This window comes from Nocardioides sp. (assembly GCF_036401255.1).
In the GTDB taxonomy this organism is placed as follows: Bacteria; Actinomycetota; Actinomycetes; order Propionibacteriales; family Nocardioidaceae; genus Nocardioides.
Window position 1 is genome coordinate 38,036 of the sequence record NZ_DASWVI010000277.1, and the last position, 14,005, is coordinate 52,040.

Consider the following 14,005-nt stretch of genomic DNA (forward strand, 5'->3'; position numbering starts at 1 on the left):
TGACCCGCAACCCTCATTACCCTCGCTACGAGGGCAGGGCCGCGGTCCGCACGACGGGCCGCCTTGCCGACAACGTCGATGCAGCTGAGAACGGCCGGGGAGGCTGAAAGGGGATCCTAGCGACGCCTCGGTCCACGACACGCAGAAGCAGCGATGGGAGTCGGCCGCACGCCCACGTTAATCCGTCGCGAACGAGTCCGTCGACCGAGGTCGCCTGTTCGAGCGACGCGTGTTCCCCGATCATGGGGCCGTGAGCACCAGGGCCCGGAGTTGCACCGTCTGCGGTCGCGGCGCAGACCGATCGTCGTTGCCGGCATCCGCACTTTTCTGGCGGAATCAGCCGATGCATCCCAGCCCTACCCCACCGTCGGCGATCCCGCGGCTGCCGAGGTCGTCATCTACGACGTGTTCAACCTCGCGACCGCCAACGGTGACCTCGCGACCGATCCGACCCTGGTGCGTCGCTACGACACCGACCTTGCCCGGGTCTTTGGACCGCGATCGACCTTACTCCCCAGGCGGAAGACCGTTCTGTCCCGCGTCGCCGCCGGCTACACCAACGACGAGATCGCCGCCGAGCTGTACATCAGCATCAACCCCCTGATGAGCGCCATCCGTGGCGCCTACTCCCGCATCGGGTTCACCAACCGCGCAGGCGCCGTCGCCTGGCCCATCGCCCACGGCTACCAGACGCCCAGTCCCCACACAGCCACCGCATAACACCCGAACCCACACCAATGGGGAGCACGCCTCAGGGACGAGATTGCCCCAGTCGGCGCGCCACTGAACCCCCGTGACAGGGTTGCCAAACCGACGGCGAGCAACGTCCGGATCCGTCGCCACCCGAGTCGTTAGAGCACGCCGATCCCGAAATCCCCGGCTGCTACCACTCGGGTCGTCTCCGCGCCGACCGAGCGTGCCGCTTCAGCGCAACTCCCAACAGACGGTGCGCCCCCAGGGGTGCACGACGGCTCGACAATCGTTGGCAAAACGTCGACGCAGATTGATCGCCCGGACCCACCGCTGCGACTTAGGTGACTGAAACCAGCACCCACACGCAGGTGAGGAGGCCACGCCGTAGCAACGGCGACAACCGAACATCGAGGCACTCCACAGCCCGACACGATGTCAAAATGGACCAGGCCCCGGATCCGAGGACCCGGGGCCTGTCACACGTGCGCGAGGGGGGAGTTGAACCCCCACGCCCTTTCGGGCACACGGACCTGAACCGTGCGCGTCTGCCTATTCCGCCACTCGCGCGTGAAGCGGGCCAAGGCTATCCCAGGCCGCAGGTTTGCCCCAAACCGGCACTCCCGGGCTCGCCGCGGGCGGTCTCGACGGGGTCGTCGGGTCGTGTGCCTGAGCACCGGCCAGGGGTCGGTGTGAGACACACGACCCGACGCCCGCCGCGCCCGGAGGCGGCGCGCACCGCTCGGCCGACCCCGTTACGATCGGTCGCAACCCGGCCCACCGGTCGGGGTGCCCGGCCTGCCGCGGCCGAAGGGTTTGGCGATCAGGCCCGCGGGCACGACCACCGGGACGCGGACGGAAGGAGGCGGCGTGGGCGGACTCCAGCGGCTCGAGCACCGGCTCGAGCAGATGATCTCCGGCGCGTTCGCCAAGGCGTTCCGCTCCGCCGTCCAGCCCGTCGAGATCGCCGCGGCGCTCCAGCGCGAGTGCGACAACAACGCCCAGATCCTCTCCCGCGAGCGGCGCCTGGTCCCCAACGACTTCCACGTCGAGCTCTCCCAGACCGACCTGGACCGGCTCGCGCCATACGACACCGCCCTCGCCGAGGAGCTCGCCTCCCAGCTGCGCGACCACGCCGAGCAGCAGAGCTACGTGTTCCCCGGACCGGTGACGATCGGCTTCGAACCGGCCGAGGACCTGACCACCGGCCGTTTCCGGATCCGCAGCCGCGCGCAGGCCAAGGTGACCAGCGGCGCGACGCACACCCAGGTCGGCCGGGCCCGGGCCGTGCTCGAGGTCAACGGCACCCGCCACCCGCTGCAGCCGCCCGGCCTCGTGGTCGGCCGCGGCACCGACGCCGACCTGCGCATCAACGACCCCGGCGTGAGCCGGCGCCACATCGAGTTCACCGTCACCGGCTCCGCGAGCGGGTCCGGGCTGAACATCGAGGTGCACGACCTCGGCTCGACCAACGGCATGCTGGTCGACGGCCACCGCATCACCCACACCGGCCTGCGCGACGGCTCGCAGGTCAAGATCGGCAACACGATGATGACCGTCCGGGTCCTCGAGGAGGGCTGAGGATGTCCGAGCTCACGTTGTTCCTCATCCGGATCGCCTACCTGGCGATCCTGTGGATCTTCGTGCTCTCGGCGATCTCGGTCGTCCGCTCCGACATGTTCGGTGCGCGCGTGCCCGAGGCGGCCCGCGGCCGGGGCGCCGGACGCGCACCGAAGCCGACCAAGCCGCCGAGCAAGCGGCGCGGCACGCCGAGCCACGTACTGGTCACCGAGGGCTCCAACGCCGGCGAGCGGGTCGACCTCGAGCGCGCACCGATCCTCATCGGCCGCGGCGCCGACGCGGCGATCCGGCTCGACGACGACTACGTGTCCACCCGCCACGCGCGGATCGCGGCGTCGGGCGACCAGTGGTTCGTCGAGGACCTCGGCTCGACCAACGGCACGTACGTCGGCACCGTCCGGATCACCCAGCCGACGACGATCACGCTCGGCACCCAGGTGCGCATCGGCAAGACCATCCTGGAGCTCAGGAAGTAGCGCCCGATGACCGACACGCCAGCAACGGCGCCCACGAGCCTGCGCCTGCGGTTCGCCGCGATCTCCGACGTGGGCCGGGTCCGCAAGGACAACCAGGACTCCGGGTACGTCGGGCCGTGGCTGGTCGCCGTGTGCGACGGCGTCGGCGGCGCGGCCCGCGGGGACATCGCCTCCAGCACCGCGATCGGCCAGCTGCGGCGTCTCGACGTCCCCCCCGACGGCGCGTCCCCCGACGACCTGCTCACCAAGGTCGCCGGTGCGCTGCACCGCGCCCACGACCGCATCAACGAGCTGGCCGAGCAGGACCCGGCGCTCGACGGCACCAGCACGACCGCGACGGTCGCGCTCTTCGACGGGGCGCGGGTCGCGATGGGCCACGTCGGCGACAGCCGCGCCTACCTCTACCGGGCCGGGGAGATCACCCGGCTCACCTCCGACCACACGTTCGTGCAGACGCTGATCGACGAGGGTCGGATCACCGAGGAGGAGGCGCGGGTCCACCCGCACCGCAACCTGATCCTCAACGCGCTGGGCGGCCCCGGCGACGTCGAGCCCGACCTGTTCGTGATCGAGCTGACCGCCGGCGACCGGCTGCTGCTGTGCAGCGACGGCGCCAGCGGGGTCCTCGACGACCACCGGCTCGCCGACATCCTCGCGACCGGCAGCCCCGAGTTCGCCTCCGTGGAGCTGGTCCGCGCCAGTCTCGAGGCCGGCAGCTCCGACAACGTCACCTGCCTGGTCGCGGACGCCGTCGACGCCGGTGACCCACCCGCCCCGGGCGAGGCCGCCGAGCCGCTGCTCGTGGGCGCCGCCGCCGAGCGGCGCTTGCACCGGCAGCGCGGCGGCATGGGCGCCATGGGCAGCCTGTTCCGCGGGCACCGCTCCGGCGACACCGGCGAGCTCGAGCCGGTGCAGGCCGACATCCCCGACGACCTCCCCTACGCCATCACCGCGGACCCGATCGACCCGGAGGAGGCGCGCTACGCGCCCCGGCCCCCGCGCCGCTTCGTGTGGCTCAAGCGCCTGCTCGCGCTCGTGCTGGTGACCGGCCTCGTCTGGATCGGCCTGGCCGCCGCGTGGTCGTGGTCGCAGGACCAGTACTTCGTCGGTGAGGAGGACGGCACCGTCGTCATCTTCCGCGGCATCAACACCGAGCTGGCGGGCTTCTCCCTGTCCGAGCCCTACGAGCGCTCCGACGTCCGGCTGGACCGGCTCGGCGAGATCGAGGCCGACCGGGTGCGCGAGGGGATCGCCTACGACAACCTCGCCGATGCCGAGCAGAAGGTTCGCGACCTCGCGGCCCGCCAGTCGGTCGAGACCGACACCGGCACCGGGGGCGCGGGCTGATGTCGCAGACCTCCTCCAGCCTGATGGGGTTCGTGCACCGCCGCCGCCGCGGCGCCGAGCTCTTCCTGCTCGTCCTCGCCCTGACCGTGGGCATCGGTGCGTACGCCGCCGTCGGCATCGGCGTCGAGGGCAAGGTCCCGGCCGACATCGTCGGGTACGGCGGGTGGCTGGCCGCGCTGGTGATCGCCGCCCACGTGGTCATCCGCTTCGTCGCGCCGTACGCCGACCCGGTGCTGCTGCCGGTGGTCGCGGCGCTCAACGGGCTCGGCCTGGCGGTGATCCACCGACTCGACCTGGCCAAGGAGGCGGCCGGCGACTTCCACGGCTACGCCCAGCAGCAGCTGACCTGGATGACGCTCGGCCTCGCGCTGTTCGTCGCGGCGCTGCTGGCGCTGCGCGACCACCGCAACCTCCAGCGGTTCACCTACACCAGCGGGCTGGCCGCGATCGTGCTGCTCCTGCTGCCGATGCTGCCCGGGATCGGCAAGTCGGTCTACGGCGCCCGCATCTGGATCCACGTCGGCCCGTTCAACTTCCAGCCGGGCGAGGTCGCGAAGGTCCTGCTCGTGATCACCTTCGCCGGCTACCTCGTGCTGCACCGCGACGCGCTGGCCCTCGCCGGGCGCCGCGTCGCCTTCGTCGACCTGCCCCGCGGCCGCGACCTCGGCCCGATCCTCGCGATGTGGCTGGTCAGCCTCGGCATCCTGGTCTTCCAGCGCGACCTCGGCTCGAGCCTGCTGTTCTTCGGCCTGTTCCTGGTGATGCTGTACGTCGCCACCGAGCGGCCGGGCTGGCTGATCGTCGGCGCGCTGATGTTCGCCGGCGGCGCGACCGCGGCGTACTACCTGTTCCCGCACGTGACCGAGCGCTTCGACATCTGGCTGCACCCGTTCGACTACTACGGCAAGAACGGCGACCAGGCCTTCCAGCCGGTCGAGGCGCAGTTCGGGATGGGGTGGGGCGGGCTGATCGGCCGGGGCTTCGGCGACGGCGACCCCAACCGCGTCCCGTTCGCGGAGTCCGACTTCATCATCGCCGCGATCGGCGAGGAGCTCGGGCTGACCGCGGTGATCGCGGTGATCCTGCTCTACGGGCTGATCGTCGAACGTGCCCTGCGCACCGCGCTGATCTGCCGCGACGGGTTCGGCAAGCTCGTGTCGGTGGGCCTCGGCAGCATCTTCGCGCTCCAGGTCTTCGTCGTCGTCGGCGGCGTGACCAGCCTGATCCCGCTGACCGGCCTCACCACCCCGTTCCTCTCCTACGGCGGCTCGTCGCTGATCGCGAACTGGGTGATCGTCGCGATCCTGCTGCGGATCTCCGACCAGGCCCGGCGCCCGGCCCCGCAGCTCTCCGACGACACGACCGCGATCAGCGACGACGCCACCCAGGTCGTCCGGTTGGGGCGGCTGCCATGAACAAGCCGATCCGGACTATCTCGATCTTCTGCCTGCTGCTGTTCCTCGCCCTGATGCTCAACGCGACCTACCTGCAGTACTGGAAGGCGGGCGAGCTCAACGACGACCCGCAGAACCGCCGGGTCCTGGTCGCCTCCTACTCCCGCGAGCGCGGCGCCATCCTCGTCGGCAACAAGCCGGTCGCCCAGAGCGTGGAGTCCGACGACGAGTACAAGTTCCAGCGCACCTACCCCAAGCCGATGATCTACGCGCCGCTGACCGGCTGGTTCAGCTACTACAGCGCCACCGGCATCGAGCAGACCCGCAACGACGTCCTCTCCGGCGACGACTCCCGGCTGTTCGTCACCAAGCTGGTCGACCTGCTCAGCAACGACCCGACCAAGGGCGGCAACGTCAAGCTGACGATCGACCCCGCGGCCCAGGAGGCGGCGTACCGCGGGCTGTCGGCGCTCGGCCCCCGGACCCAGGGCTCGGTCGTGGCGCTCGAGCCCAACACCGGCAAGATCCTCGCGATGGTCTCGCTGCCGACCTACGACCCCAACAAGCTGGCCTCCCACGACCTCGGCTCGGTCCAGGACACCTTCGACCGGCTCGACGGCGACCCCACCCAGCCGCTGCTCAACCGGGCGATCCAGACCCGGCTGCCCCCGGGCTCGACGTTCAAGGTCGTCACCGCCGCGGCGGCGATCGACAAGGGCCTCTACACCGCCGGCGACGACGTCCCCGGTGGCGTGACCTACCAGCTGCCGCTGACCCGCGGCTCGACGGGTCTGATCGACAACGAGGGCCGCTCCTGCGGTGCGAACGGGTCGAAGATCCCGTTCACCCAGGCCATGGAGCAGTCCTGCAACACCACGTTCGCCCAGCTCGCGGGCCAGGTCGGCGCCGAGGACATGGCCAAGACCGCCGAGGGGTTCGGGTTCAACAGCCACTACTTCGACGACCTCACCCCCCAGGCGGAGTCGGTGTTCCCCACCGACATCGACGAGGCGCAGCTCGGCCAGACCGGCTTCGGCCAGTTCGACGTCTCGGCGACCCCGCTGCAGATGGCGATGGTCGCGGCGGGTCTCGCCAACGGCGGCTCGGTCATGCGGCCCTACCTGGTCGACGAGGAGCAGTCCGCCGACCTCGACGTGATCCAGAAGACCGACCCGCAGGAGCTGTCGCAGGCCGTGTCGGCCTCGACCGCCAGCGAGGTCACCAAGCTGATGGTCTCGACGGTCGACAACGGCACGGCGTCGCCGGCCGCGATCCCGGGGATCGCCGTGGCCGGCAAGACCGGCACCGCCCAGGCCGGGCAGACCGACCGCTCCCCCTACGCGTGGTTCATCTCCTTCGCCCCCGCCGAGAACCCGCGGGTGGCGGTCGCGGTGATGATCCAGAACGCCGACATCCCCCGCAGCGAGATCGCCGGCGGCATGCTCGGCGGCCCGATCGCGAAGGCCGTGATGGAGGCGGTGATCAAGTGACCACCACCCCGGAGGGCTTCGGCTTCGCCGACGCCGAGCGCCGCTACCGTCTCGACGCCCGGATCGCCACCGGCGGCATGGGCGAGGTGTGGCGCGGCACCGACACCACGTTGGGCCGCGAGGTCGCGCTCAAGCTGCTCAAGAACGAGTACGCCGACGACGCGTCGTTCCGCACCCGGTTCCAGACCGAGGCCCGCCACGCGGCGTCGCTGCACCACCCCAACATCGCCGCCGTCTACGACTTCGGGGAGGCGCCCGCCGCGGACGGGTCCGGGGTGCAGCGGCCCTACCTGGTCATGGAGCTCGTCGACGGCCAGCCGCTCTCGGCCCTGCTGCGGCCCGACGTGCCGATGGATCCGGTCGCCGTGCGCGAGCTGCTCGCGCAGGCCGCCGACGGACTGGCCGCCGCGCACGCCGCCGGGATCGTGCACCGCGACGTCAAGCCCGCCAACCTGCTGGTGACGCCGGACCGGCAGGTGAAGGTCACCGACTTCGGCATCGCCCGCGCGGCCGAGGGCGTCGGGATGACCCAGACCGGCGAGGTCATGGGCACCCCCCAGTACCTCTCGCCCGAGCAGGCCCGCGGGGAGACCGCGACCCCGGCCTCGGACGTCTACTCGCTGGGCGTCGTGGCCTTCGAGTGCCTCGCCGGGCGGCGGCCGTTCGTGGCCGACACGGCGGTCGCGACCGCGCTCGCCCACCTGCGCGAGCCGGTCCCGGAGCTGCCCGGCTCCGTCCCGGCCGACCTGGCCGCCGTCGTACGCCGGTGCCTCGCGAAGCTGCCCCAGGACCGGTTCGCCGACGGGGCAGCCCTCGCGGCTGCCCTGCGCGACCCGGCCACCGCGGTGGCCGGCCTCGGACCGGTCGTGGAGCACGACCACACCCAGGTCCTCCCCGGTGCGGCGGGCGTCCTGCCGCCGGAGCCCACCCCGGTGCCCGGACCGGTCGCCGGCCTGCACCCCGACCCGCGGCGGGCGCGGCGGCGCAACGCACTGTGGCCGGTGCTCGCGGTGCTGGCCGTGGTGGTGGTCGCGCTCATCGTCTTCCTGCTCGTCGCGCAGGGCCTGGGCTCCGACGACCCGGCCGAGGAGCCGACCCCGAAGCAGCGGCACACCCGGACCTCCGAGCCGACCTCCGAGCCGCCCTCGAGCGAGCCGACCTCCGAGCCGCCGTCCTCCGAGCCGACCTCGGAGCCGCCCTCGAGCGAGCCGACGTCCGAGCCGCCCTCGACCGCACCCACCTCCGCGTCCCCGACACCGACGCCGACGGAGTCCACGCCGCCGGCGTCACCCACGGACTCGCCGACCGGGGTCGCCTCCGACACGGCCGCCCCCGACCCGGGCGCGAGCAGGTCCGCGAGCCCGATCACCAGCCCGTCACCGAACACCCGAGGCGAGGTCGACCGTCGATGAGCAACCACCAGCCCCCGCTCGTCGGGGGACGCTACGAGCTCGGCGAGCTGCTCGGCCGGGGCGGGATGGCGGAGGTCCGCAAGGGCACCGACACCCGGCTCGGGCGGGTGGTCGCCGTCAAGCGGCTGCGCACCGACCTCGCCAGCGACGCGACGTTCCAGGCCCGGTTCCGCCGCGAGGCGCAGTCGGCGGCCTCGCTGAACCACCCGGCGATCGTCGCGGTCTACGACACCGGCGAGGAGCCGGCCGGCGACGGGTCCGGGGTCTCCCAGCCCTACATCGTCATGGAGTTCGTCGCAGGCCGCACGCTGCGCGACATCCTGCGCGAGGGTCGCAAGATCCTGCCCGAACGGGCGCTGGAGATCACCAGCGGCGTGCTCTCCGCTCTGGACTACAGCCACCGGGCCGGGATCATCCACCGCGACATCAAGCCCGGCAACGTGATGCTCACCCCGAGCGGCGACGTCAAGGTGATGGACTTCGGCATCGCCCGTGCGATCAGCGACGCCTCCTCCACGATGACCCAGACCGCGGCCGTGGTCGGCACGGCGCAGTACCTCTCCCCCGAGCAGGCGCGCGGCGAGACCGTCGACTCCCGCTCGGACGTCTACTCCGCCGGGTGCCTGCTGTACGAGCTGCTGACCGGGCGTCCGCCGTTCGTCGGCGACAGCCCGGTCGCCGTGGCCTACCAGCACGTGCGCGAGCCCGCCGTACCTCCCTCGGACCACGACACCGAGCTGCCGCCCGAGATCGACGCGATCGTGATGAAGGCACTGGCCAAGCGGGTGGAGGAGCGCTACCAGTCCGCGGCGGCGATGCGCAGCGACATCGAGCGCTACCTGGCCGGACGGCCGGTCCAGGCGCCGATCCCGGCGCCCGTGCCGGTGAGCGCGGCACCGGCCGCGACCGAGCCGACGATGGTCGTCGGGGCGGTGCCGCCCGGCGACGACCCGCTCCCGCGCAGCCGCACCGGCCTGCTCGTCCTCATCGGGGCGCTGCTGGTCGCGCTGCTGATCGCGGGTGCCTACTTCGTGTGGCCGAAGCTCTTCGAGCAGGCGCCCGAGCAGGTGCCGGTGCCGCAGCTGATCAACAAGACCCAGGCGCAGGCCCGGTCACTGATCGGCGACGCCGGCCTCACCGTCGGTCCCATCGACCGCGAGAACAGCGACACGGTGCCCGCCGGCAAGGTGATCCGGCAAGATCCCGAGCCCGACACCTACGTCGACCCCGACACCCCGGTCGGCTTCACGATCTCCCTCGGCGTGCCCGAGGTCGCCGTGCCGCCGGTGGTCGGCCTGGACAAGGCGGCCGCGAAGGCCCAGCTCGAGGCCGACGGCTTCGAGGTCCGGCTGGAGGAGAAGGAGTCCGACGAGCCGGCCGGGCAGGTCGTCGAGACCGACCCGCCCGCCAACGCGTCGGTCGAGAAGGGCAGCACGGTCGTCGTGTTCTACTCCGACGGCCCCGAGCAGGTCCCCGACGTCGTCGGGCTGATGCAGTCGGAGGCGAAGAACAAGATCCGCTCCGCCGGCTTCGAGCCGCGGGTCCTGACCGACCCCGACTCCACCGAGCCCGCCGGCACCGTCACCGACCAGAGCCCGGCGCCCGGCGAGACGGCCTCGCAGGGGTCGACGGTGACGATCCTGGTCTCGAACTACCAGGAGCCGACCGGCGAGCCGAGCCCGACGGACACCCCCAGCAGCACACCGACCGACACACCGCCGCCCGTGCTCGACCGAGCGGTCCCACCCCGGTCGGTCAGTCCCCGGATCCGGCGGCGATCGGCACGGCGTAGTTGAGGTCGAGCAGGCCGTCGTACGCCGGCGCGACGACTCGCTCCTCCAGGTCCAGGTCCCACCCGACGGAGATGCCGGGGTCGGCGGCGTCCTGACGGTAGGCCGCCACGTAGGGGTCGGACTCGATCGCGGTGAGCAGCGCGCCCTGGTCGCCGACCGCCTCGATGACGTAGGGCTGCGGGTACGGCACGCCCTGGAGCTGGACGGCGTTGCCCTCGCACTTGATGCCGGTGGTCGAGACGACGCGCTGGCCGGCGATCGTGACCGCGGTCGCGCCGCCCTTCCACAGCGCGTTCACGACCGCCTGGATGTCCTGCTGGTGCACGAGCAGCTCGTTGATGTCGCCGCTGGTCGAGTTGATCACGTCCTCCGGTGCGTCCGACAGGGTGATCGAGAGCCCCGGACCGCTCCGAGGCACCAGGCCGGCCGGGTCCTTGAGCTTGTCGACCCGGCGCTGGTGGCGCTCGACCTCCCGGTCCGGGGTCGCCGCCGTGAGCGCCGCGATCTGGTCGTTGAGGTCGGCGAGCCGCGCCCGGAGGGCGTCGTACTCGTCGGCCTCGTTGTCGACGAGGGACGCGAGGTCGGTGTAGCGCCCGGGGCGCAGGTCGGTGCCGTCGCTGTTGGTCGCACTCACGACGAACAGCGCCCCGCAGAGCAGCCCGACGACCGGGGTGCCGATCCGCCACGGGCTGCGCGCCCCACCTCGGAGGGCGCGCGCGACCAGCCAGCGCAGCCGACCGGACCCCATCTGCGGGGACCTCGCATGGGAACGCCTGCTCACGCGGACTAAGGTATCCCGCAGCCCGTGGCCGACCCCACGGCGCGACCCGTTCACCAGCGACCACCATCACGACAACCAGGAGCACCCGTGGCCAAGGCCAAGCTCGACCCCCTCGCCCCCGCCCGCGGCCCCGTGCTGTCCGTGCGCTTCGTGGTCGCGCTCGTGCTGATGGTGCTGGGCATCGCGTGGATGACCTACTACTACGTCGTCGTCCGGGTCGACCCGACGGTGTTCCCGGCCCCCGACCCGGGCAGCCCGGCGTTCATGGACGACCTCGGCAACTGGAACTACTTCATCGGGTTCGGGCTCTTGATGCTGGGCCTGGTGATCTCCGCCCACCCGTCCACGCCGCTGGGCCGCGGCCGCGGCGTCGTCGTCGGCATGCTCGGCTGCTTCCTCATCGGCCTGCTGTGGATCTGCACCTACTACGTGTTCAGCAACGACATGTCCAGCGTCCCGGTCTTCAACGACCTGGGCCAGAAGAACCTCTTCGTCGGCATCGCCTTCATGGCGGTGGGCTTCACCTTCGCCACCCGCTGGGAGTGAGCTGCCTTCGTCACGAAGCGAAGCTTCGAGACGAAGACCCTGCAGCCAGGTCGAGTAGCCCCGCAGTTGAGGAACGAAGCTGCGACGGGCGTATCGCGACCCACTCGCGTCTCAGACGCACCATCACCGCCGATCCCCCTGGGGCCGGCGGTGCCGTTTCTCCACACCTGGGGACAACCGTGTGGAGAACTACAGCGATGTAGTTCTCCACAGGTGATTCCACACCTGTGCACGACCACGGATGCTGAGTCGGCGCCAATGCAGGCCCAACACACCCCGAGTCGGCGCCAATGCAGGCGCAACGCACTCCGAGTCGGCGCCAATGCAGGCGCAACACACCCCGAGTCGGCGCCAATGCAGACCCAACACACCCCGAGTCGGCGCCAACGCAGGCCCAACACACCCCGAGTCGGCGCCAATGCAGACCGGTGCCCGGCCGTCGCCCTCACTCGGCACCCTACCGTCACTGGAAGCGGCTCGTGAGCTGCTCGCCGACCGGCTCGAGCTGACGCCGGCGAGGCCAGGAGACCCTGCAGTAGCGCCGACTCAGCACCCTGCGAACCTGCAGTAGCGCCGACTCAGCACCCTTGCGAACCTGCACAAGCGCCGACTCGGCACCCTGCGAACCTGCAGTAGCGCCGACTCAGCACCCTCTCCCGGCTAGCCGAGGGCGGCGGTGCGGAGGATGACGGCGAGCGCGGTGAGGGCGGCCACCACGACCAGCCCGGACACCTGGAAGAGCGGGCGGGAGCGACCCTTCGGGGCGTAGGCCAAGATCGCGGCGATCGCCAGGCCGCCGAGGAACCCGCCGAGGTGGCCCTGCCAGGAGATCGTGCCGCGGAAGGCGATCGTGAACGCGAAGTTGATCGCGATCCAGGTCAGGACGGATCGGTAGTCCCCACCGACCTTGTGGACGACCACCAGCAGAGCGCCCAGCAGTCCGAAGATCGCCCCGGAGGCCCCGACCGTGGCCTGGAACTCGGGCGCCGCCCAGTAGACCAGCGCCGAGCCGGTCAGCCCGGACAGGAAGTACAGCGCGAGGAAACGCGTACGTCCGATCACGAGCTCCAGCTGGGGCCCGAGGACGTAGAGCGCGAACATGTTGAACGCGATGTGCAGCGGCTGCACGTGGGTGAACATGCTGGTGAGCAGCTGCCAGTAGGCGCCGTCGTAGACGCCGGGCATCCACTCCCCGCCGCCGGCGGTGCAGGCGGACTGCCCGACCTGGAGGTTGACGAACCCGTTCTGCAGGTCGCACAGGCCGTCGGGGCGCAGCTCGAGCCAGGCCAGCACCCGGCTGGAGTTGCCTCCGGTGGCCATGATCATCAGCCACACGAACGCGTTGATGCCGATGAGGACGAACGAGGTGGTGGCCGCGTTCGTCGGCCGCAGCCCGCCGAACGCGGTCCGGCCGCTGCGGGTGGTACGCCGGCCCTCCGCCACGCACTCGGGACATTGGAAGCCCACCGCCGCGTCGCGCATGCAGTCGGGGCAGATCGGCCGCTCACAGCGCTGGCAGCGGATGTGCGCCTCGCGGCCGGGGTGCCGATAGCAGGTCGGCACCCCGGCCGCGGGCATGTCGTGCTCGGACACGGGTGGCGCTCGGGAGGGTCAGCCGCGGACGATCTCGACGGTCTCGATCACGACCGTCTCGACCGGCCGGTCACCCGGACCGGTGGCCGTGGTCGCGATCGCGTCGACGACGTCGCGGGAGGCCTGATCGGCGACCTCGCCGAAGATCGTGTGCTTGAAGTTCAGCCACGTGGTCGCGCCGACGGTGATGAAGAACTGGGAGCCGTTGGTCCCCGGTCCGGCGTTGGCCATCGCGAGCAGGTAGGGCTTGTCGAAGGTGAGTTCGGGGTGCGGCTCGTCCTTGAAGGTGTAGCCCGGGCCGCCGGTGCCGGTGCCCAGCGGGCAGCCGCCCTGGATCATGAAGCCCTCGATGACGCGGTGGAAGCCCAGGCCGTCGTAGAACGGTCCGGTCTTGCCGTTGCCCGCGTCGTAGGCCTTCGTGCCCTCGGCGAGGCCGGTGAAGTTGGCGACGGTCTCGGGCGCGTGGTCGGGGAACAGGTTGAGCGTGATGTCGCCCCGGTTGGTCTTGAGAACGGCCTGCAGGTCAGCCATGAGTGCCTCTCACGTCGGGTGGGTACACCGCAGGGTGTACGCAGGGAAGTACAGGGAGCTGTTGTGCCGTCCGATCCTCGCACGGCCGGCAAGCGGCCTGCCCGGCAGCATGCCTCTGGTTCCCCCTGGAGTGACATGATCGAATGAGGCAGGACACGACGAGAGGAAGTGCCACACGATGGGTCTGCGCAAGAAGAAGTCCCTGATCGACCAGGCGAGCGAGACCGTCAACCAGTACGTCGAGCAGGTCAAGCCGCAGCTCGAGTCGGCCGTGGCCACGGCTCGGGAGAAGGCGGGCCCGGTCATCGCGGACGCCCGCACGAAGGCCGCCCCTGTCATCGCCGACGCCCGCGCCAAGGCCGCCCCGGCGA

13 protein-coding genes and 1 tRNA gene are annotated in these 14,005 nt (G+C 71.3%); 10 read left to right on the forward strand and 4 right to left on the reverse strand.

Annotated features, from left to right (window positions below; genetic code table 11):
* Positions 1-270 precede the first annotated feature (270 nt).
* The gene (locus VGD85_RS13040) at positions 271-720 is read left to right on the forward strand and encodes a helix-turn-helix transcriptional regulator (RefSeq protein ID WP_331063872.1); all 450 of its coding nucleotides are present in this window, start codon (positions 271-273) and stop codon (positions 718-720) included.
* Between the two features lie 456 nt (positions 721-1,176).
* Here the strand turns inward: VGD85_RS13040 and VGD85_RS13045 are convergent.
* Positions 1,177-1,260 (reverse strand) — tRNA-Leu (locus VGD85_RS13045).
* A 300-nt stretch (positions 1,261-1,560) separates the two neighbouring features.
* Between VGD85_RS13045 and VGD85_RS13050 the strand changes: the two genes are divergently transcribed.
* Genes VGD85_RS13050 through pknB form a run of 7 tightly spaced genes read left to right on the forward strand, consistent with a single transcriptional unit; the run spans position 1,561 to position 10,186 of the window.
* The gene (locus tag VGD85_RS13050) at positions 1,561-2,271 is read left to right on the forward strand and encodes a DUF3662 and FHA domain-containing protein (protein ID WP_331063873.1); all 711 of its coding nucleotides are present in this window, start codon (positions 1,561-1,563) and stop codon (positions 2,269-2,271) included.
* A 2-nt stretch (positions 2,272-2,273) separates the two neighbouring features.
* Positions 2,274-2,747: an FHA domain-containing protein FhaB/FipA gene (locus tag VGD85_RS13055; RefSeq protein ID WP_331063874.1), complete on the forward strand. Its 474-nt coding sequence runs from the start codon at positions 2,274-2,276 to the stop codon at positions 2,745-2,747.
* A gap of 6 nt (positions 2,748-2,753) precedes the next feature.
* Entirely contained in the window at positions 2,754-4,094 is a 1,341-nt protein-coding gene (locus VGD85_RS13060) for a PP2C family protein-serine/threonine phosphatase (protein WP_331063875.1), read from the forward strand.
* Positions 4,094-5,509 (forward strand): FtsW/RodA/SpoVE family cell cycle protein, encoded by a 1,416-nt coding sequence (locus VGD85_RS13065; protein ID WP_331063876.1) that lies wholly within the window; start codon positions 4,094-4,096, stop codon positions 5,507-5,509. Before VGD85_RS13060 ends, VGD85_RS13065 begins: the two co-directional genes overlap by 1 nt.
* Entirely contained in the window at positions 5,506-6,978 is a 1,473-nt protein-coding gene (locus tag VGD85_RS13070) for a penicillin-binding protein 2 (protein ID WP_331063877.1), read from the forward strand. Before VGD85_RS13065 ends, VGD85_RS13070 begins: the two co-directional genes overlap by 4 nt.
* Positions 6,975-8,390 (forward strand): serine/threonine-protein kinase, encoded by a 1,416-nt coding sequence (locus VGD85_RS13075; protein ID WP_331063878.1) that lies wholly within the window; start codon positions 6,975-6,977, stop codon positions 8,388-8,390. Before VGD85_RS13070 ends, VGD85_RS13075 begins: the two co-directional genes overlap by 4 nt.
* On the forward strand, positions 8,387-10,186 hold the full coding sequence (gene pknB, locus VGD85_RS13080; RefSeq protein ID WP_331063879.1) for a Stk1 family PASTA domain-containing Ser/Thr kinase: 1,800 nt from the start codon (positions 8,387-8,389) through the stop codon (positions 10,184-10,186). The genes VGD85_RS13075 and pknB overlap by 4 nt, the downstream gene beginning before the upstream one ends.
* Here the strand turns inward: pknB and VGD85_RS13085 are convergent.
* A complete protein-coding gene (locus VGD85_RS13085) occupies positions 10,146-10,964 on the reverse strand; it encodes a DUF881 domain-containing protein (RefSeq protein WP_331063880.1) in 819 nt (272 codons plus the stop codon). The genes pknB and VGD85_RS13085 overlap by 41 nt on opposite strands.
* Before the next feature lie 87 nt (positions 10,965-11,051).
* Between VGD85_RS13085 and VGD85_RS13090 the strand changes: the two genes are divergently transcribed.
* Positions 11,052-11,510, forward strand: a complete 459-nt coding sequence (locus VGD85_RS13090; protein WP_331063881.1) for a cell division protein CrgA — start codon at positions 11,052-11,054, stop codon at positions 11,508-11,510.
* A 660-nt stretch (positions 11,511-12,170) separates the two neighbouring features.
* On the opposite strand, the gene VGD85_RS13095 is transcribed toward VGD85_RS13090, so the two are convergent.
* Both VGD85_RS13095 and VGD85_RS13100 read right to left on the reverse strand, forming a co-directional pair.
* Positions 12,171-13,103 (reverse strand): rhomboid family intramembrane serine protease, encoded by a 933-nt coding sequence (locus VGD85_RS13095; protein ID WP_331063882.1) that lies wholly within the window; start codon positions 13,101-13,103, stop codon positions 12,171-12,173.
* A gap of 18 nt (positions 13,104-13,121) precedes the next feature.
* Positions 13,122-13,634: a peptidylprolyl isomerase gene (locus VGD85_RS13100; RefSeq protein ID WP_331063883.1), complete on the reverse strand. Its 513-nt coding sequence runs from the start codon at positions 13,632-13,634 to the stop codon at positions 13,122-13,124.
* Between the two features lie 178 nt (positions 13,635-13,812).
* On the opposite strand from VGD85_RS13100, the gene VGD85_RS13105 reads away from it, so the two are divergent.
* Positions 13,813-14,005: hypothetical protein (locus VGD85_RS13105; RefSeq protein ID WP_414690810.1), on the forward strand; the 193-nt coding region annotated here is incomplete at its 3' end.